Below are 17,685 nucleotides of genomic sequence, written 5' to 3' on the forward strand. Positions count from 1 at the left end.
GCAATGCGTTGGGACATCGTCTGGAACAATTTCGACTACTTCCTCATCGGCGCCTACCCGGAAGGTCCTCTGGGTGGGCTGGCCATGAGCATACTGCTGGCCCTTGGCGGCATATTCGGCGCGTTTTGGCTGGGGCTTGGCGCCGGCCTGATGCGCATGTCGCGCAAGCGCTGGGTGCGCATCCCCGCCATGATCTATATTGAAGTCATGCGCGGCACGCCGCTGCTTATGCTCATCTTCTGGTTCTATTTTCTGGCGCCGGTGGTGCTGGGGCACCCCATCCCCTCCACCCAAAGCTCCCTTGTGGCGTTTATCGTCTTCACCGGCGCCTATGTGGCGGAAATCGTCCGCGCCGGAGTTGAAGCCCTGCCCACGGGACAAATGGAAGCCGCGCGCGGCACCGGCCTGTCGCACTTTCAGGCCATGACCTACGTCATCCTGCCGCAGGCGCTGCGCAATATGATTCCCTCCTTCGTCAACCAGTTTGTCAGCCTGACTAAGGACACCTCGCTGGCGTCCATCATCGGTGTGCCGGAGCTGATGCTCGCCGCCGACCAGGTGAACAACCGCGTTCTGGTGGCGCCTATGGAAATCTTTGTCACCATCTTGGTGCTGTACTTCATCATCTGCTACATCCTCACCTCGATAAGCCGCCGGCTGGAACGCCAGCTATCGCGATATCAGGCGCGCGGGTAAGCTAGCACCCACCCGCATGTGCGCCGCCCCGCCGGAGAAAGGGACTCCGGCGGGGCTTTTTTTTACGCTGCTGCACCACCACGCCACCGCCACGGCGCGATGTACAAACGCCACCCACAACGCAAAACGCTATCCATCAGCCTTTTCAGGAAAATGCTATTGCAGGCGCACGCCACATGCGGTACATCTTGAAGGCATCGGCTGTTACGGTAGTGCCACAACTTCAGATTCATGGCGGAAGTTCTCGCGTGCAACAGGTCAGCCCCAGCTTGCCGAAGTTTTAGGGTAATCCTCCCCGGAGGATTGCCCTTTTTTGTTTGCGCGCCTTCCAGCCAGAGGTAAGTAAGCCATGGCAAAAACAAAAGGACAGACCACCATCACCGTGTACCCGGACTGGTGCAAGGTGTGTGGTCTTTGTGTCGCCTTCTGCCCCGCAAACGTTCTGGAGCTGGACCCGGTTGCCGGGTGCGCAGTTCCCGTGCGCGAGGAGGAATGCATCAACTGCGGCTTCTGCGAACTCCACTGTCCGGACTTCGCCATCGTCGTCACGCCAAAGCGCACAAAGGGCGCCCAGCCCGCCGAGGACGAAGGAGATAAGTCATGACCACATCCTACAGCGAAAGCCGGGAAATCTTCGCCCTCGGGGCCGAGGCCGTCGTGGAGGGCGCGCTTCTGGCCGGGTGCAGCTATTACGGGGGCTACCCCATCACCCCATCCTCCGAGATTATGGAAGGCATGGCCGCCCGCCTGCCGCACACGGATGACGGCGTCTTCATGCAGATGGAGGACGAAATTGCCAGCATAGGCTCCGTCATTGGCGCATCCCTTGCCGGACGCAAGGCCATGACCGCCACCTCTGGCCCCGGATTCTCGCTGATGCAGGAGCTTATCGGCTTTGGCTGCATGGCGGAGGTCCCCTTTGTGCTCGTCAACGTCATGCGCGGCGGCCCCAGTACGGGCCTGCCCACCAGCCCCGCACAGGGCGACGTGCAGCAGGCGCGCTGGGGCACCCACGGCGACCACTCCATCATCGTCCTCTCCGCCTCGGACGTGCAGGAATGCCTGCACATGACGCTGAAGGCCTTCAACTTTGCCGAACGCTACCGCATCCCCGTCATCCTGCTCATAGACGAAGTCACCGCCCACACGCGGGAGAAAATCACCGTCCCCGCCACCACGGATGTGGAAGTCATCTCGCGCCTGCAACCGTCCATGCCGCCGGAGTGGTACAAACCCTTTGAGGAAACCGTGCGCGGCGTGCCGCCCATGCCCCCGGTGGGTAGCGGCTACCGCTTCCACGTCACCGGCCTCATGCACGACGACAAGGGCTTCCCCACCTCCAAGCCCGACGAGGTTGTGCAGGCCCTTGAACGCCAATTCCGCAAAGTGGACCAGTTCTTCTTTGATATTCAGGTCACGGAGGAGGTGCTGTGCGAGGACGCGGACACCGTCGTTGTCGCCTACGGCAGCGTGGCGCGCTCGGCGCACCTTGCCGTCACACAGGCGCGCGAGGAAGGCATCCGGGCAGGCCTCCTCAAGCTGGGAACCCTCTTCCCCTTCCCGCGCTCCGCAACCGAACACCAAATGCGCACCTGCAAACGCATTATCGTCCCGGAGATGAACATGGGGCAGATTTCGCGCGAGGTGAAACGCGTGAACAACGGGCGCGTGGACGTCGCCACCATCAACCGCATCGACGGCAGCATCATCACCCCCGCCCAGATACTCGACAAGCTGAGGAAGGGATAACGCCATGGCCGAAGTAACCCAACTCATCCATCACTACCTGCGCCACGACAAGAAATTCCCCCACGTCTTCTGTGCGGGATGCGGCCACGGCATCGTGCTTGGCTCGCTCATCCGCAGCGTGCACGGCCTTGGCATCGGCAAGGACGACGTCACCCTCGTGGCTGGCATTGGCTGTTCCGGCCGTATGGCCGTGTATGTGGACTTCAACACCGTCCACGCCGTGCACGGGCGCGCCATTCCCCTCGCCACCGGCATCAAGATGTGCAAGCCGGACATGAACGTCATCGTCATCACGGGCGACGGCGACGCCATGTCCATCGGCGGCAACCACTTCATCCACGCCGCGCGGCGCAACATCGGCCTGACCGTGCTGGTGCTCAACAACTTCATCTACGGCATGACCGGCGGGCAGTGCTCGCCCACCACGCCCATGGAAAGCTGGACCACCACCTCGCCGTACGGCGCGCTGGAAAAGTCCTTCGACGTTGTGGACATGGCCGCCGCGGCCGGGGCAAGCTATGTGGCGCGCGGGACGGTGTTTCATGTGAACATGCTGGACCGCCTCATCAAAACCGCCATCACCCGCAAGGGCTTCAACGTGGTGGAAGTCATGACGCCCTGCCATACCCAGTTTGGCCGCAAAAACGCGTACAAGACCCCGGTGGACATGTACAAATGGCTCAAAAAGAACGCCGTGAAGCGCGAGTCCTACGACAAGCTGAAGCCCGAAGAGGCCGCAAAGCGTATCCCCATCGGCGTCTTTGCCGAGCGCGACGAAACACCCCTTGAAGACCGCTACGCCGACATGCGCGCAAGCCTCAGGAGGACAAAGGCATGACCACCCAAAGCCTCGACAGATTCGAGATATGCCTCTCCGGCCTTGGCGGTCAGGGCGTGTTGACCCTTGGCAAAGTGATGGGGCAGGCCCTCGCCCTTGGGCACGACTACTTCGTCACCCAAACCCAAAGCTACGGACCCGAAGCGCGCGGCGGGGCCAGCCGCACGGACCTTGTTATCAGCTCCAGCCCCATCAGCTACCCAAAGACGGACAAAATTGACCTGCTGGTCGCCCTGTCGCAGGAGGCGTGCAACAAGTACTACCACCTGCTCAAGCCCAGCAGCGTCCTTTTGGTGAACACCACGCTGGTGAAGCAGATTCCCACCAATCAGTACATCGGCCTGCCCTTCACCACCATGGCGCAGGATGACCTTGGGCTGGTGCAGGCCATGAACACCATCGTCCTTGGCACCTGCTCATTCCTCCTGCCCTTCGCCGACCCCGAACGCATGAAGGACAGCCTGCGCCAAGCCCTGCCCGCCAAAATCATCGACATCAACATCAAAGCCTTCGACATGGGGTACGACACGGCGAAAAAAACCTTCAAAACGCCCCCGGATTTGTGGGCGCCACCTGCTGAAGAACCACCCGCAAAGCCCAAAAAGAAAACCACTCGCAAAAAGAAATCCTGACGGCAGGGCGCGGAAAGCGCCGCCACGCCCCTGCCCCAACTCCCCGTTTTGCATGGAAAAAGCCGCCCCAAAACCGAAAGATTTTGGGGCGGCTTGCGTTTCGCGTTCAAAGGAGTACAACATTCGGGCCATGTTGTACGATGTTCATACCCACGCATTCCATCCGAAAATAGTTCACAAGGTCCTCGACCAACTGTCCGACCACTACGGCCTCCCCGCCACCGGCACCGGCGTTGCGGGGGACCTCATCGACCGCATCCACCGGGCGGGTATAGACCGCGCCGTGGTCCACACCGCCGCCACCTCGCCGGATCAGGTCATCCCGGCCAACAACTGGGCTATCGACCTGAACCAGCGCTATGACGAGCTTATCGGCTTCGGCAGCATCCATCCCGGTTTCGACCGGTGGGAATGGTCCCTCGACAGACTGGAGCAGGCTGGCATCTGCGGCATTAAGCTGCACCCGGACTTTCAGGGCTACGCCATGGACGACCCGGCAATGATGCCCATTTACGAAGCCATGTCCGGCCGCTTTGTCGTCATGATTCACATCGGCGACAGGGAGCCGCCCGGCTCCAACCCCACCGACCCCTACAAGGTGAAGCGCCTGCACGAGCAGTTCCCGGACCTGCAGATTATCGCCGCCCACATGGGCGGCTTCATGCACTGGAAATGGGTGCTGGACGGGCTGGCAGGGACGGATATCTATATTGATACCTCCAGCACGCTCAGCCTCATCGACGACGCCACGCTGCATGAAATCGTCCGCCGCCACCCGCGCGAGCGCATCCTGTTCGGCAGCGACTACCCACTGTTTGATCCGGGAGCCGAAATGGCCGAGCTGCAGCGGCGTTTGCGCTTTACTGACGCCGAGTTAGAGCAGGTTATGAGCAACGCCCATACCCTCTTTTGCACACGCAATCGGGTAGGAAACGGGCAACGCCTTGAGAATATTGTCCAAAAGATGTAAGACGACTCTACCGCTTCCATCTTTTCGGCACGGGCCAGTGTTGCAACGCACCCCCCCATCGCGTTTTCGCCAACACCCCGCTGCCTTTCATTCATCTCTTACACGTGGAGCCTCCTATCGTAATATCCAAGGCCCGCATAACAACACGTTAGGAAACGATGTCAAAGAAACGCTTACATACCATATCCATAATTCTGCTGACCATGGAGCATGCCGCAGACCGGGTCAACGAGGCGTGGTCGAGGCGAATGAGCGCACGAGACATCGAGCTTTCCCCCGAGGAATTGAACGACGTCGGTGACAGGCTACGCGTCTGCCTTTCGGACTGCGTTGTCGCTTTCAGTGCCCGCCGCGACCGCGCGGCTGATGACAAAAACTTCCGCCGCTGTGCAGATAACATGTGGCCCGTGCTGGACAGCCTGCCGCCCCTTGGCGACGGCTCCGCCGCCCCGCTTTTGGGGTTGAAGGAATACGTCCGCACCCTTGGCCACGAAATCGTCTCCGCCGAGGAATCGGCAGAACGCGCCCTGGACGCCGTCATGGACCTGCGCTGGGTGGCCGATGCCGTGGAGGAAGTTCTTTACGGTAAAGCCGACACCGAAGCCACAGACGACTCCTTCCTTGCCCAGCCGGAACTGCTGGCCGCCGCGCCGGAACGGCTGAACGACCCGTCCCTTGACGACGGGGAAAAATTCTTTCTGAGCCTGTTCCAAACCTCGCTCCAGGCGATTCTCATCGCCAACGACAACCTGCGCATTGTGGCGGCCAACAACACCGCCCTTGAAATGTGGGGCACCGAGCTGGACGAACTGCTGGAGCACCCCGTACCCGACATTGTGGCAGGCGGCGACCGCGGCGCACTGGTCAGCAAGCTGGACAGCTTGCAGGACGGCGTTTTCTCGGAGCTGAGTGCAACGGGAAAGCGCATCGACGGCGAAATGTTCCCCCTTGTGCTGACCATCGGCCGGGTGGACCTCGACGACGGCAACTACTTTCCCATCACCGCCCACGACGTGAGCGAAACACAGGAGCTGGAGCGCGAACTCAATCAGGAACGCGCCCACGTGCAGGAGATGGCCGTCACCCTCAAGCACGTGCTCCGCGCCTCCGCCGACGAGAAGAAAAAGTTCCAGCAGCAATGGGCGCAAGAGGTGGAAACCCGCGTCATTCCCGCACTCGGGCACATCGCCAACGAGTCGAGCCGCTCCGTACGCAAGGGCTATCAGACCGTCCTTGAGGACCGGCTGGAAGACATGACCAAAGGCACGGAGAACGGCCTGAGCGGCCAGTTCCTCAAGCTGACCCCCACGGAGCTGGAGGTCTGCCGCATGATCCGCGCCGGGCACACCACCAAGGAAATCTCCGAGCTTTTGCACTCCGCGCACGACACGGTCCAAACCCACCGCAAAAACATCCGCCGCAAACTGGACCTGCGCGGCAAGAAGGTGTCGCTCTACACCTTCCTCAATAGCAAAGACGTGCAAATGTAGTTGGGTATGCAATAATACCCGCTTTATCCCTCACACATCCCCTTTCTTCTTTTCCTCGTCTGCATGAAGGTAAGCGCCGAACATGAGGCAGGGGCATCCGGGAATCTTCTCCCGGTTTTCCCTGCCATTCATGCGGCCTAACAAAGCGCCCCGTATGGGCGCGCCAGACTCCGCCGCAGTCATGGTTTAACCATAGAGAAGGAGAATGCATGTCCGAGGAGAGTGTGTACGCTTTTTTGGAATGGCTGAAGGATAGGGACGACCTCCTGAACCAAATGCGCACCATGCGCGCCCAAGAAATCGTCGACATAGCCAAGGACCACCATTTTCACTTCACCGCGGCAGAGCTCGTCTCTATCATCCGAGAACGGCTGGACGCCATGGAAAACAGGTAGACACACTGAGGCCGGGTATACCCACATACCCAATACTTCCCCTTTTCTACCCCTTTTCACTTCCAGGCAGTTCAGTAGTCTTTAGTGCGGCCACATAGAGGGCTTCATCCTCATAACATCAGGGCCGTTACAGTACTTATTCACCGGGGTCTACATACATTACAGGTTAGACCCTTGCGTGGTTCGTTAATGCAAACCAATGGAGATTGCATGGCAAAAATTGCCGTAAAGAACCTGTACAAGATCTTTGGTCCCAATCCCAAAAAGGTTGTCCCCATGCTTGAAGATGGCGCAACCAAAGCGGACGTCAAGGAGAAGACCGGCCACGGCGTAGGCGTGAACAACGCTTCGTTCGAGGTTGAAGAAGGCGAAATCGTCGTCATCATGGGTCTCTCCGGCAGCGGCAAGTCTACCCTTGTCCGTTGCATCAACCGGCTTATCGAGCCGACCAGCGGCAGCGTCTTCATCGACGACGTTGACGTGACGAAGCTTTCCAGCGACGAGCTGCGCCAGCTGCGGCTGCAGAAGCTCGGCATGGTTTTCCAGAACTTCGCCCTCTTCCCCCACCGCACCGTGGCCGAAAACACCGAGTACGGCCTGGAGATTGCCGGCATCGAGCACGATGAACGCCGCAGCCGCGCCATGGTCGCGCTGGAGCAGGTGGGTCTGAAGGGTTGGGAAGACAGCTACCCCACACAGCTTTCCGGCGGCATGCAGCAGCGCGTTGGCCTTGCCCGCGCCCTTGCACTCAACGCCGACATCCTGCTCATGGACGAGGCCTTTAGCGCCCTCGACCCGCTCATCCGTAGCGACATGCAGGACGAGCTGCTTTCCCTGCAGGACGAAATGCAGAAGACCATCGTCTTCATCAGCCATGACCTTGACGAGGCCCTCAAGCTCGGCGACCGCATCGTCCTCATGAAGGACGGCGAAATCGTCCAGATCGGCACCGCAGAGGACATTCTCACCGATCCTGCAGACGAATACGTCCGCCGCTTCGTTGAGGATGTGGACATCACCAAGATCCTCACCGCCGAAAGCGTGATGAAGAAGACCGAGACCGTTGCATGGCTCGGCACGGACGGCCCCCGCGCGGCCCTCCGCAAGATGAAGAAGAACAAGATTTCCAGCATCTTTGTGCTGCGCAAGGACCGAAGCCTCGCTGGCGTTATCTCCGCCGAAGAGGCCGTCAAGCTCGTTCAGGACGGCGCACGGACGCTGGATGGCGCCCTGCAGGAAGACATTGTCACCGTCCAGCCCGACACCCCCGCAGCGGATTTGTTCCAGGTTATGCACAACCTGCCCTACCCGCTGGCCGTTGTGGATGAGAAAAAGAGGCTTAAGGGCGTTATCGTCCGCGGGCTTCTGCTGGGTGCAGTCGCAGAACGAGGAGCAGCATAATGAGTTTTACAGTCCCCCGAATACCGCTTGGCGATGGAATCGAAACCGGCATCAACTTTCTTGTTGATCACTTCTCCTTTGCAACCAAGGCCTTCGCGGCCAGCATGGAGCATGTGCTGAACTGGCTGGAGAGCGGCCTGATGTTCCTGCCCCCGTGGCTGTTCATCCTGCTCTTTGCCGGACTGGCCCTGTGGTTCACCCGCAAACGCGGCGTCGCCATCTTCGTTCTGGTGGGGATGTCCTTTATCTGGAACCTCGGCCTGTGGGCTGCCACCATCAGCACCTTTGCGCTGGTTATCGTGGCAACCATGGTCGCCATTATGCTGGGCGTGCCCCTTGGCATCGGCTCCGCCATGAGCAACAAGATTTACCGTATCGTCATGCCCATTTTGGACGTGATGCAGACCATGCCCGCCTTTGTGTACCTGATTCCGGCCATTCCGTTCTTTGGCCTGGGTAAGGTCGCGGCCATTTTCTCCACGGTTATCTTCTCCATGCCCCCGGCAATCCGCCTGACCTGCCTCGGCATCCGTCAGGTCCCCCGCGAGCTGGTCGAGTGTGCGGACGCCTTTGGCTCCACCCGCTGGCAGAAGCTCGTGAAGCTGGAACTGCCCACAGCCCTGCCCACCATTATGGCAGGCGTCAACCAGACCGTTATGCTGGCCCTGTCCATGGTCGTTATCGCCGCCATGATTGGTGCCCGCGGCCTTGGCGGCGAAGTGTGGCGCGCCATCCAGCGTATGGAAGTTGGCGGCGGTTTCGAGGCCGGTATCGGCATCGTTATCGTGGCTATCTCTCTGGACAGAATTCTCCAGAAGGTCGGCTCTCGCAAGAAGAAGGCCGCCTAGTTTTACCCCGCGTTTTCTTGGCCTCATGCGGCCTGCCGGATCAGCCCGGGGCCACAGGCTCCCGCTCCGCGCGGGCCGCATGCGCCAAATACCGTGGCCGCCCAACTTCGCGGCGGCCCATGTATAACCATAACCCAGGAGGAAGGATGCGTTTTCGCTTCGTTACATTGCTTGCCACTCTCGCGCTCATTGGCACGCTCTTCTGCGGCGCTGCTCAGGCCGCCAAAGGTACCGTAAACCTCGTCTACGTCGAATGGTCCACAGAAGTCGCCAGTACCAACGTTGTCCGCGCTGTTCTGCAGGAACGCATGGGATACGATTGTGAAATCACACCTGTTTCTGCTGCCGCTATGTGGCAGGCGGTTGCAACGGACGAAGACGTTGACGGCATGGTCTCCGCATGGCTGCCCATTACCCAGCGCCACTACCTTGAGAAGCTGGAAGACAAGGTGGACAACCTTGGCCCCAACCTCGAAGGCGCCCGCATTGGCCTCGTTGTTCCCTCTTACGTGGAGATTGATTCCCTCGAAGAGATGAACAAAGTCAGCGACAAGTTCCGCGGCCGCATCGTGGGCATCGACCCCGGTTCCGGTGTTGTGGACAAGACCGAGAAGGCCATCAAGGCCTACAACCTGAGCGACATCGACCTCGTCACCAGCTCCGGCGCCATGATGACCGCCACCCTCGCGGACTCCATCAAGCACAACGAGTGGGTTGCCGTGACTGGTTGGACCCCGCACTGGATGTTCGCCAAGTGGGACCTCAAGTACCTGAAGGACCCCAAGGGCGTGTACGGCGATGAAGAGTTCATCGGCACCTTCGCCCGCAAGGGTCTGGACAAGGATATGCCCGAGGTCTACTCCTTCCTCGACAACTTCTACTGGTCCCCCGACGACATGGCCGAGGTCATGGTCTGGATCCAGGACGGCATGAAGCCTTACGAGGCCGCCAAGAAGTGGATCAACGAGAATAAGGAGACCGTGGACGGCTGGATCAACGGCTAGTTCACACACGCTCCAACTGTACGCAAGGGAGGCCGAGAAATCGGCCTCCCTTTTTGTTTGCCGCGCCCGAGGAGCTGGACCGCCAAGGCGGCAACACACCGCAACGCGGCGCAACCGTGCGGCATTCTGCTTCCGCCTGAGGCGCGAAGAAGATGACAGATCAATTCAAAAATAACGACGGCGAGCAGAAGCAACGGCATGGGCACAGGCGCCCATGCGGCAAAGCCGATGGAAACGCCGCAAGACTGCGAACAGCCGCCTTTGCAGAGGAAGGGAGAGCGGGCCAATGCTGGCCGGTGAATGAGAGGCGCAGAAGGGACGGGACAGTCAGGGTACTGAGGGAGCAGATTCGTCCGGAAACATGGGGAACATGTCAGGCAGAGTTTGCGTGGCGGTACGCCCTTGCCCTCTTCCCGCCTTCGGGTAGCGAGACCTACCGGACAGTACAAAAAAGAGGGGACGCTTGGCTCAGCATACCTCATACGCTGCGCATCAAACGCAGAAAAGGGAGGCCGAGGTTTCGGTCTCCCTTTTCTTCATGACACGGATAACAAACAGGGTCAGGCGCAGCGCGCACTCTTCGTTGGCGCCCCGTTAAGGGAACGGGTCAGCCTGTTGAGCAGAAATTCATTGCCAGCTGCGGGCATAAAGCCTTTACAGGCTCCGCGCCCCGTCACGACGAGCACTTTCATCCATGGCTGCATGCGGGAAAGACCCCGCTGGATGTCTCCACACGGTGCGGGACCATTGCGTACGTCAACAACCGCTGCGTCATACCGCATCATTCGCGCGAATTTGATGGCGGTGTTCACATCGGAAGCATAATCCACTGCAATGTTCTTGGCCGTAAGGCGCTCGACAAACGACGTCTGCAGTCTGCCTTCATCTTCTACTACAAGAATGCGCATGGCTTCTCCTGCAAAGGGGGGTTCGGTTATGCCTGATTGTGTGGTCAATCAGCACATATGCCAATGCGGCCCACTTAGCACCAGCATTGTAGAGAGTCCAGCAAAAAATGAATTTTCTGTGACACGCCCGAAATCAGGCCGAAATCCACCCGCCAACGCCCCCGCATGCCCCAAAGCGTAAAGCGCCCCCATAAGGCACCAGCAGCGCCAAACGCTCCCAAGCCGCCCCATTTCCGCCACCCTCCGCGGCCGAAACTCTGGACCATGGTTTTGCCGCGCATCCTGTGCCCCAAAAAGGGCGCGCTCCGGCTGCGGGGCGGGAGAATGGTGTGACCGGACGATAGGACAGGGGCGGGGCCGCCCACGCCTGAGTAAGCCGTGTCATGCCCGACGACGTCCACTTCGCCCCTCTGGCCCACTCCCACCTGAAAAAGCACACACCCGACATTTCGCCACACACTCAACGAGCACACTGCAGCGGCGCAGCGGCTTATGCCCACTGTCCCCAAAGAAAGCGCTTGTGCCCCGGCATGCGTGGGGAGAGAGGACAAGACGAGCGCTCGTCCCCTGAGAGGCGTCACGCAGCGTCATGCGCGGCTCCGATATTCGTACAAGGCGTCAACGTACCCACACCCTGCACGCCATATCGACGCTCCACGCGCCGCCACTCCTGCCCTCCCCTCTGCACAGAAAAACGCCGGGAAGGACGTGTGTCCTTCCCGGCGTTGGAGAATCGTATGCTTGCGCCTTACGCCCGGCGGGCCGTGCGCGGGCTAGAAGCGGCGCGCCAGAATGTCCTGAATTTTCTCTTCGTTATGCTTTTCCTGCAGCACGGCGCGCTTGGCCTGCGCCTTGCGAATGCGCTCCAGCAGGGCGTCCATGTCCACAGGCTTTTCCATGAAGTCCAGCGCGCCCAGCTTCATGGCTTCCACGCTGATCTGCACAGTGGCGTGGCCGGACAGGATGATGATCTGCACCTCGTCGTTTTTGGCCTTGATGCGCTTTAGCGTTTCAATGCCGTCCAGACCGGGCATCTGCATGTCGAGCACAACGGCGTCGAAGCACTCACAGTCAACCATTTCCAAAGCGTCACGGCCATTGGTCGCGGTGGAGACTTTAAGCTCCCGCATACGCAGACGTTCGGCCATGGTGTTCACGAAGTCGATATTGTCGTCCACGAGTAGGACATGGGCGTTGACCATTGCTGGCTCCTCTTTAGATGATCACAAGACGTAGCGCGCGTCCGCGTGCGGTGCGTGCACCATCCCCCGTTCTTGCACTGCCAAAAGATGCGGCAGGAGTGAAGCCATGATAACCGGCTTTGTCACAAAGGTGCAAGCCTCTGTTTTTGCGTCAGATTCCTGATACTGGGGCGTGGTGTCATCGCACATGCACAGCGCCGCAACGTCATGTTGCAGTCCGCGAAGCCCGCGGAGCATTGCGTCCCAGCGCACGCCGCGCACCATCTCGTCCACAAGGGCGATGTCGTAGCGTATCATCCGTGCCAGCCGCAGTGCGCCCACAGCGTCCTGCGCCCATTCGGCGGCGTAGCCATGACCACTCAGGCCCGCCACAAGCCGTTTTCCATCCTCCGCGTCTGCGGTTACGACCAAAACGCGCATGCGCTTTCTTCCTTGTGTCGAGGCATCCGTCTGCTTCCTTTGCGGCCCCGCAAACCTGGGCGGGGGCTCCCTATGCTGTCTGTGCGCGCTTGCCTCTGACTCCCCCCGGTGCATCGCCATGGCGCGCATCACCATGCACCGGCGCGTCGCTTTGCGCTGTTGGCGGAGTTTTCGTGTTGCGAGTGACTCCGGTAGCATGTGTTTTTAAGCATCGTCCACACGTTTTCCGCCACGTGAAACAGTGCACAATACACCAGTGTACCATAACGCCACGCCGCAGCAGCATCACACAAGCTCGCGCCATGCGCCCACACGGAGAGATGCAGCTCGAAAAGGAGCCACCAGTGAAACCACGGCGCACGCCGCCGCCATAAATCACAAGAAAAGGGAGTATATAAAAGAGGGAGGAATAAAAAAGACTTCCGGAAGGCCGAAACCGCCAAGTTTTCGGCCTTCCGGAAGACGAAGGCTCTCCGGTCACGGCGTCTGGCGGGAGGAGGTGTGGTGATGCTTCCCGTACATAACGCCATCCACTGACCCGAAGAGAAATCCCGGCCTCAAACGTGCCTCACAAGGCCGGGAAATACCGGCAGGCAAGGGCCACCGCCTGGCCCAAGCCGCCTACGCAGGTTGTCTTCTCCCACTACCAACCGGCGTGGGAAAGTATGGACTGAATCTTTTCGTTGTTGTGCTCTTCTTCCAGCACAAGGCGCTTTGCCTGCGCCACGGTAATCTTTTTCACCAGCGTGTCGAAGTCCGCGGGCTTTTCCATAAAATCAAGGGCGCCAAGCTTCATGGCCTCTACGGACAGCTCCACCGTGGCATGACCGGACAGCAAGATGATTTGCACCTCGTCGTTATGCTCCTTGATGCGCCGCAGCGTTTCAAGGCCGTCCATGTCCGGCATTTGCAGGTCCAGCACCACCGCGTCGTAGCGGCGGGCGTCGATGGCGTCCACGGCGCTGCGGCCGTTATAAACCGCTGTCGCGTCCATCCCACGCGTGCGCAGGCGCTCGGCCAACGTCTCGACAAAATCCTTGTTGTCATCAACCAACAAAACGTTCACACCCGTCATCTCTCAAAGCCTCCCCGCGCCACCCCCGGCGCACCATGGATTAGACATTCTTCGGCAAACGCAGCACAAGGCCGCTGCCGGCCTCGGCCACGGCCGTCGCGCTCAGTGCGTCCAAAAGCTCCGCCATCTGGGACGCTTGCCCCCCGCCCCCGGCAGAAAAAACAATCTCCGCGCCCTCTTGCGTGGCGCGCGTGGTCACCGTCACCTGCGCGCCGTCCTCCACACTGTCCATCACAGCGTCAAGGCAGGCCAAAAGGAGCTGCATCAGCAGGAAAGGCCGCGTGGACACCACCACCCCGGCGTCACCCTGCGGGTCAAAACTCACGCCGCGCATGGCGGCCAACCGGGCGTAGAGATTCAGCGTCAGCTCCACGGACTCGTCCACCGGCACCTCGGCAAGGGGATGGTCCGTGCTGTGGGCGAAGGCATTAAGGCGCTTCACCACCGCGTCGGCATCCGCCGTGCGCTGCTGGATGTCCGCGGCAATACCCGCAAGGCGCTCAAAGTCGACCTCGCGGCCACGCGCGGCAAGGGTCAACAAGTCCGTGAGCAGGCCCGCCTTTTCACGGATGGTGGCCAAATGGTTCTTGAACTCATGTGACACGCTGGCCGTCATACGGCCAAAGCAGACCAACCCGGCATCGGACCCGTTGTCAGCACTCATTGTTCTCTTCCCCTCCGGGATTCAAAGCCGCCTGAATGCGCTCCAGCAGCACCTGCAGCCGCACGGGCTTCATGAGGTAGTCGCTGGCACCGGCCTTGCGCCCTTCCTGACAGTCCTGCGTGGAGCCGTGACCCGTCAAAAAGATAAAGCGCATCTCGGGGCGCATGTCGCGCATGGACTTCATGACGTCCAGCCCGCTGGTGCCGGGCATCTTCATATCCACCACGGCAAGGTCGTAGGCCTTGCTCTGTGTCATATCAATGGCGGCATCGCCGGACAGCGCGCAATCCGCATCAATTCCTCTGAGCCGCAGGCGCTCCACCAGTGTTTCCACCAGTTCGGCCTCATCGTCGACCAACAAAATCCGCACAATATCTCTCCGTCCGTTACCGTTTTACAGGAAAGACCAGAGTGAACGCCGTTCCTTCGCCTTCCGTACTGTCCACATGCATCTCCGCGCCCAGCTTCTGCACCAGGCCGTAGGTAATGGACAGGCCAAGGCCTGTGCCCTTGTCTCCCTTGGTGGAGAAGAACGGCTCAAAAATCTGGCGTAAATGCTCGCGCCGGATGCCGCATCCGTTGTCCTGAATGACCACGGATACGTGGTCTTCGGTCATGGGCGCGATGCCGATGTTCACCCTGCCGCCATCTTCGACGGCGGCAAAGGCGTTGTTGATAATGTTCAAAAACACCTGCTGCAACTGCCCTCTGTCGCTCTCAATGGGCATCACGTCGCCCGCTACGTCCACGTTCACCTCAATGCCGCGGTACTCCGCCTCCTTTTCCAAAAAGCCGAGCACGTCGCGGATGACAGGCTCAAGGTCCAGCTTCTCCAGGCGCACGTCGATGTGCCGGGCAAAGCCCAGCAGCCTGTGGGTAATGGTCCCGCAGCGCTCCACTGACGCAAGCACCGCATCGGTCAGGCCAATGAGCTTTTCCTTGTTCGCCCCCTCCACGGAGCCGAAGGTCAGCAGATCCTTCATCAGTCCGGCCTTCTGGCTGATGACGGCGAGGGGATTGTTGATTTCGTGGGCCACGCCTGCGGCAAGACGGCCAATGGAAGCCATCTTGTTGGCGTGTTCGGCGCGGTGCATGGCGACGGTGCGCCGCTGGTCGGCAAAGTGCACCCGGCTCACCAGCGAGGTCGCCACACCCAGCACCACAATGCCGATGACCGTCATGCTCAGGGCGGTGAAGCCGAACATCTCAAGGCGCACGGTCCACCACGGGTCCATGACGGCCTTTTTATCCGTGACAAGGGTCAGGATGAAGGGCGCGCCCTTCACGTAGGTGTAGCCCATAAAGACGGGGGTGCCGTCCTTGGAGCGCGTCTCCATAATGCGCGTGCGCTCGGAGTACGGCGGCACGGGATAGCCCGAGGCCGCCAGCACGTCCCCGGCGTGGCGGGTGGGCGTTTGCAGAACGCCCGTGGTGTCGGTGATGAAGACGTCGCTGTCGCTGCCAATGTCGATGGACAGCAAAAGATCATTGAAGCGGCTGGTGTCGAGGGTGGCGCGCAGAATGTAAAAACTGCCGTCCGCGTCGTCGTGCTTGACGGCGACGACCATGTGCGGAATCTCGCGGAAGCCTTTGAACACGGGGCTGATGTACACGCCACGGGCCACCACGTGCTTGAACCAATCCTGCCGGGAGTAGTCGCGTCCCACCAGTTCATGCGGTCCGGCGTAGGCCTGCTGGATGCCGTCGGCATCGATGAAGCCAAGGTCATACACACCGCCAAAGGAATTCTTAAGGTCGCGAAGCAGGCCGCGGATGCGCAACGGGTCGGCCAATTCCCGGCGGGAAAGATGGCGCACGGCAAAGTCCAGCGCGGACTGCCGCTCTTCGAGAAAGGCGGTGACGGAGCGCTTGCTGTTGGAGACAAGGCGCGTCATGCGGTAGCGGTTTTCGGCCTCGGCCAGCTTTTGGCTGAGGCTGAAATCCGTAAAGGACATCACGCCAAGCGGCACAATGGAGACGAGCAGCATGACGCCGACAACCAGCCCCCACAGCCGCCTGTAGTTGAGGATGTTGTGCCCATCCTCTTCATCCGTCGTCCAAAAATTCGGCCGGAGCCGTTTCAGCCACGAAGCCATACGCGCATCCTTTGCGGGGTAAAAAAAGGGCCGACAGGCACGCCAAGCGTCGCGTCCCTGTCGGCCAAACGTCTTACGACGAGACGCGAACCTTCTCGTAGGCGCTCTTTACCGTGGACGACAAGACGTCAATGTCCACCGGCTTTTGCAAGTATGCAAACGCGCCAAGGTCCATACAGGTCTCACGGTCCTTATCGGAACCGTGACCGGTGAGGATAATCACCGCGACGCCCGGGTGGTCACGCCGCACGCGGCGCAGCACCTCAAGGCCGTCCATACCCGGCATCTTCAGGTCCAGAATCATGACCTCCGGCTCCTCATCCTGCAGCAGGTTCAGAGCTTGCGGGCCATCATACACCACAGCGGACCCCACGTCGCGCATGGTGAGACGTTCGGACAGGGTTTCGACGAACTCGCGCTCGTCGTCCACCAGCAGCACCTTGCTCGGCAGGCTGAAATCATGCCTGCGGTAGATGTCCGCCTGATAGAAATCCTTTCCAACCCGAGTGGTCACTTCGCGGACCCCCTCCACGCCGGAGGCAATACGCTGCAGCTCTTCCTCAAGGCGGGAGAGCATAATGACATTCTTATTGATGGTCAGTTGCACGCGGCCGTTTTTGGCCTCCACGTCCACGCTGTGGCCTTCCTTGACGAGGGCCATGTCCACACGCGCGGCAAGGGCGAAGTCGTCCACCGCCTGCTGGGACTGGGCCGTGGGCACCAGCACGCCGCGGCGCGCGTTGTCCACTGTAAAGGCCACCGCATGCTCCACGGACTTGGCGTCCATGGGGATGACCACGTCGTAAAGCTCGTTGTCCCACGCCTTGGCGCCGGTGACGTACTCGCTCCAGCCAAACAGGGCCTCGTCGGCCTTGTGGACCAGCTTGGCGCCCTCTTCGGCGCTGACACCCTCGCGCTCGGCGGCGAGACCGGCGCGGTAGTGCACCTCCGCCCCCAGCAGCACGCGCAGCACATGCGACACGCGCTGCGGCACCAGCAACCCAGCCCAGCCGAACAGGAGCAGGTCGTCCCTGTGCAGCAGTTCGGCCAGCGTGGCGCGCAGGCAGGTGACGGCGCGCTCGCGCTCGTGGGTGAAGCTGTTGAACACGCTCGGCTTGCCGTACACCGTCTTGGCCAAACGCGACTCGGACATACCGAAACGTTCCGCGGCCATCGCGAAGACTTCGGCGTCGCGCATGGTGGTCAGGCCAAGCTCGGAAGCGACGCCAGCCGCCACTTCCTCGGCCCGAACATACGCGGCATTGAAGATGTTGATCACTGCCATGAGGATTCTCCT

The 17,685-nt window shown here is 60.5% G+C and carries 19 protein-coding genes; 11 read left to right on the plus strand and 8 right to left on the minus strand.

Annotation, left to right across the window (positions count from 1 at the left end):
• Positions 1–3 precede the first annotated feature (3 nt).
• The 11 genes from ACI3L3_RS14995 to ACI3L3_RS15045 all read left to right on the plus strand — a co-directional run bounded on the left by ACI3L3_RS14995 (position 4) and on the right by ACI3L3_RS15045 (position 10,023).
• A complete protein-coding gene (locus ACI3L3_RS14995) occupies positions 4–696 on the plus strand; it encodes an amino acid ABC transporter permease (protein WP_404845958.1) in 693 nt (230 codons plus the stop codon).
• A gap of 349 nt (positions 697–1,045) precedes the next feature.
• Positions 1,046–1,300, plus strand: coding sequence for a ferredoxin family protein (locus ACI3L3_RS15000; RefSeq protein ID WP_404845959.1), 255 nt, complete (start codon positions 1,046–1,048; stop codon positions 1,298–1,300).
• A complete protein-coding gene (locus ACI3L3_RS15005; RefSeq protein WP_404845960.1) occupies positions 1,297–2,445 on the plus strand; it encodes a 2-oxoacid:acceptor oxidoreductase subunit alpha in 1,149 nt (382 codons plus the stop codon). Before ACI3L3_RS15000 ends, ACI3L3_RS15005 begins: the two co-directional genes overlap by 4 nt.
• Positions 2,446–2,449: 4 nt before the next feature.
• Positions 2,450–3,283, plus strand: coding sequence for a 2-oxoacid:ferredoxin oxidoreductase subunit beta (locus ACI3L3_RS15010; protein ID WP_404845961.1), 834 nt, complete (start codon positions 2,450–2,452; stop codon positions 3,281–3,283).
• On the plus strand, positions 3,280–3,915 hold the full coding sequence (locus ACI3L3_RS15015; protein ID WP_404845962.1) for a 2-oxoacid:acceptor oxidoreductase family protein: 636 nt from the start codon (positions 3,280–3,282) through the stop codon (positions 3,913–3,915). The genes ACI3L3_RS15010 and ACI3L3_RS15015 overlap by 4 nt, the downstream gene beginning before the upstream one ends.
• A gap of 130 nt (positions 3,916–4,045) precedes the next feature.
• A complete protein-coding gene (locus ACI3L3_RS15020; protein ID WP_404845963.1) occupies positions 4,046–4,885 on the plus strand; it encodes an amidohydrolase family protein in 840 nt (279 codons plus the stop codon).
• 248 nt (positions 4,886–5,133) lie between these two features.
• Positions 5,134–6,375 (plus strand): PAS domain S-box protein, encoded by a 1,242-nt coding sequence (locus ACI3L3_RS15025; protein WP_404845964.1) that lies wholly within the window; start codon positions 5,134–5,136, stop codon positions 6,373–6,375.
• A gap of 209 nt (positions 6,376–6,584) precedes the next feature.
• Positions 6,585–6,770 carry a Nif11-like leader peptide family natural product precursor gene (locus ACI3L3_RS15030; protein WP_404845965.1) on the plus strand — a complete coding sequence of 62 codons (186 nt, stop codon included), beginning with the start codon at positions 6,585–6,587 and terminating at the stop codon, positions 6,768–6,770.
• 210 nt (positions 6,771–6,980) lie between these two features.
• Positions 6,981–8,171: a glycine betaine/L-proline ABC transporter ATP-binding protein gene (locus ACI3L3_RS15035; RefSeq protein WP_404845966.1), complete on the plus strand. Its 1,191-nt coding sequence runs from the start codon at positions 6,981–6,983 to the stop codon at positions 8,169–8,171.
• Positions 8,171–9,019: an ABC transporter permease gene (locus ACI3L3_RS15040; protein ID WP_404845967.1), complete on the plus strand. Its 849-nt coding sequence runs from the start codon at positions 8,171–8,173 to the stop codon at positions 9,017–9,019. Before ACI3L3_RS15035 ends, ACI3L3_RS15040 begins: the two co-directional genes overlap by 1 nt.
• A 146-nt stretch (positions 9,020–9,165) precedes the next feature.
• Entirely contained in the window at positions 9,166–10,023 is an 858-nt protein-coding gene (locus ACI3L3_RS15045; RefSeq protein ID WP_404845968.1) for a glycine betaine ABC transporter substrate-binding protein, read from the plus strand.
• 560 nt (positions 10,024–10,583) lie between these two features.
• On the opposite strand, the gene ACI3L3_RS15050 is transcribed toward ACI3L3_RS15045, so the two are convergent.
• The 8 genes from ACI3L3_RS15050 to ACI3L3_RS15085 all read right to left on the minus strand — a co-directional run bounded on the left by ACI3L3_RS15050 (position 10,584) and on the right by ACI3L3_RS15085 (position 17,673).
• Positions 10,584–10,931, minus strand: a complete 348-nt coding sequence (locus ACI3L3_RS15050) for a hypothetical protein (RefSeq protein ID WP_404845969.1) — start codon at positions 10,929–10,931, stop codon at positions 10,584–10,586.
• 773 nt (positions 10,932–11,704) lie between these two features.
• The gene (locus tag ACI3L3_RS15055) at positions 11,705–12,133 is read right to left on the minus strand and encodes a response regulator (RefSeq protein ID WP_404845970.1); all 429 of its coding nucleotides are present in this window, start codon (positions 12,131–12,133) and stop codon (positions 11,705–11,707) included.
• Between the two features lie 21 nt (positions 12,134–12,154).
• Entirely contained in the window at positions 12,155–12,553 is a 399-nt protein-coding gene (locus ACI3L3_RS15060; protein ID WP_404845971.1) for a hypothetical protein, read from the minus strand.
• 643 nt (positions 12,554–13,196) lie between these two features.
• On the minus strand, positions 13,197–13,628 hold the full coding sequence (locus tag ACI3L3_RS15065) for a response regulator (RefSeq protein ID WP_404845972.1): 432 nt from the start codon (positions 13,626–13,628) through the stop codon (positions 13,197–13,199).
• A 40-nt stretch (positions 13,629–13,668) separates the two neighbouring features.
• Complete coding sequence (locus ACI3L3_RS15070) at positions 13,669–14,292, minus strand: sensor histidine kinase (RefSeq protein WP_404845973.1); 624 nt, start codon at positions 14,290–14,292, stop codon at positions 13,669–13,671.
• Positions 14,282–14,662: a response regulator gene (locus tag ACI3L3_RS15075; RefSeq protein WP_404845974.1), complete on the minus strand. Its 381-nt coding sequence runs from the start codon at positions 14,660–14,662 to the stop codon at positions 14,282–14,284. Before ACI3L3_RS15075 ends, ACI3L3_RS15070 begins: the two co-directional genes overlap by 11 nt.
• Positions 14,663–14,678: 16 nt before the next feature.
• On the minus strand, positions 14,679–16,388 hold the full coding sequence (locus ACI3L3_RS15080; protein WP_404845975.1) for an ATP-binding protein: 1,710 nt from the start codon (positions 16,386–16,388) through the stop codon (positions 14,679–14,681).
• A 73-nt stretch (positions 16,389–16,461) separates the two neighbouring features.
• Positions 16,462–17,673: a response regulator gene (locus ACI3L3_RS15085; protein ID WP_404845976.1), complete on the minus strand. Its 1,212-nt coding sequence runs from the start codon at positions 17,671–17,673 to the stop codon at positions 16,462–16,464.
• Positions 17,674–17,685: the final 12 nt, after the last annotated feature.

It is taken from the genome of Desulfobaculum sp. SPO524, from assembly GCF_044987625.1.
In the GTDB taxonomy this organism is placed as follows: domain Bacteria; phylum Desulfobacterota; class Desulfovibrionia; order Desulfovibrionales; family Desulfovibrionaceae; genus Desulfobaculum.

What these genes read in the sequence shown, in the direction of transcription:
- ACI3L3_RS14995 (WP_404845958.1), top strand. Translation starts at nt 4, where the DNA reads ATGCGTTGGGACATCGTCTGGAACAATTTCGACTACTTCCTCATCGGC.
- ACI3L3_RS15000 (WP_404845959.1), top strand. Translation starts at nt 1,046, where the DNA reads ATGGCAAAAACAAAAGGACAGACCACCATCACCGTGTACCCGGACTGG.
- ACI3L3_RS15005 (WP_404845960.1), top strand. Translation starts at nt 1,297, where the DNA reads ATGACCACATCCTACAGCGAAAGCCGGGAAATCTTCGCCCTCGGGGCC.
- ACI3L3_RS15010 (WP_404845961.1), top strand. Translation starts at nt 2,450, where the DNA reads ATGGCCGAAGTAACCCAACTCATCCATCACTACCTGCGCCACGACAAG.
- ACI3L3_RS15015 (WP_404845962.1), top strand. Translation starts at nt 3,280, where the DNA reads ATGACCACCCAAAGCCTCGACAGATTCGAGATATGCCTCTCCGGCCTT.
- ACI3L3_RS15020 (WP_404845963.1), top strand. Translation starts at nt 4,046, where the DNA reads ATGTTGTACGATGTTCATACCCACGCATTCCATCCGAAAATAGTTCAC.
- ACI3L3_RS15025 (WP_404845964.1), top strand. Translation starts at nt 5,134, where the DNA reads ATGAGCGCACGAGACATCGAGCTTTCCCCCGAGGAATTGAACGACGTC.
- ACI3L3_RS15030 (WP_404845965.1), top strand. Translation starts at nt 6,585, where the DNA reads ATGTCCGAGGAGAGTGTGTACGCTTTTTTGGAATGGCTGAAGGATAGG.
- ACI3L3_RS15035 (WP_404845966.1), top strand. Translation starts at nt 6,981, where the DNA reads ATGGCAAAAATTGCCGTAAAGAACCTGTACAAGATCTTTGGTCCCAAT.
- ACI3L3_RS15040 (WP_404845967.1), top strand. Translation starts at nt 8,171, where the DNA reads ATGAGTTTTACAGTCCCCCGAATACCGCTTGGCGATGGAATCGAAACC.
- ACI3L3_RS15045 (WP_404845968.1), top strand. Translation starts at nt 9,166, where the DNA reads ATGCGTTTTCGCTTCGTTACATTGCTTGCCACTCTCGCGCTCATTGGC.
- ACI3L3_RS15050 (WP_404845969.1), bottom strand. Translation starts at nt 10,931, where the DNA reads ATGCGCATTCTTGTAGTAGAAGATGAAGGCAGACTGCAGACGTCGTTT.
- ACI3L3_RS15055 (WP_404845970.1), bottom strand. Translation starts at nt 12,133, where the DNA reads ATGGTCAACGCCCATGTCCTACTCGTGGACGACAATATCGACTTCGTG.
- ACI3L3_RS15060 (WP_404845971.1), bottom strand. Translation starts at nt 12,553, where the DNA reads ATGCGCGTTTTGGTCGTAACCGCAGACGCGGAGGATGGAAAACGGCTT.
- ACI3L3_RS15065 (WP_404845972.1), bottom strand. Translation starts at nt 13,628, where the DNA reads ATGACGGGTGTGAACGTTTTGTTGGTTGATGACAACAAGGATTTTGTC.
- ACI3L3_RS15070 (WP_404845973.1), bottom strand. Translation starts at nt 14,292, where the DNA reads ATGAGTGCTGACAACGGGTCCGATGCCGGGTTGGTCTGCTTTGGCCGT.
- ACI3L3_RS15080 (WP_404845975.1), bottom strand. Translation starts at nt 16,388, where the DNA reads ATGGCTTCGTGGCTGAAACGGCTCCGGCCGAATTTTTGGACGACGGAT.
- ACI3L3_RS15085 (WP_404845976.1), bottom strand. Translation starts at nt 17,673, where the DNA reads ATGGCAGTGATCAACATCTTCAATGCCGCGTATGTTCGGGCCGAGGAA.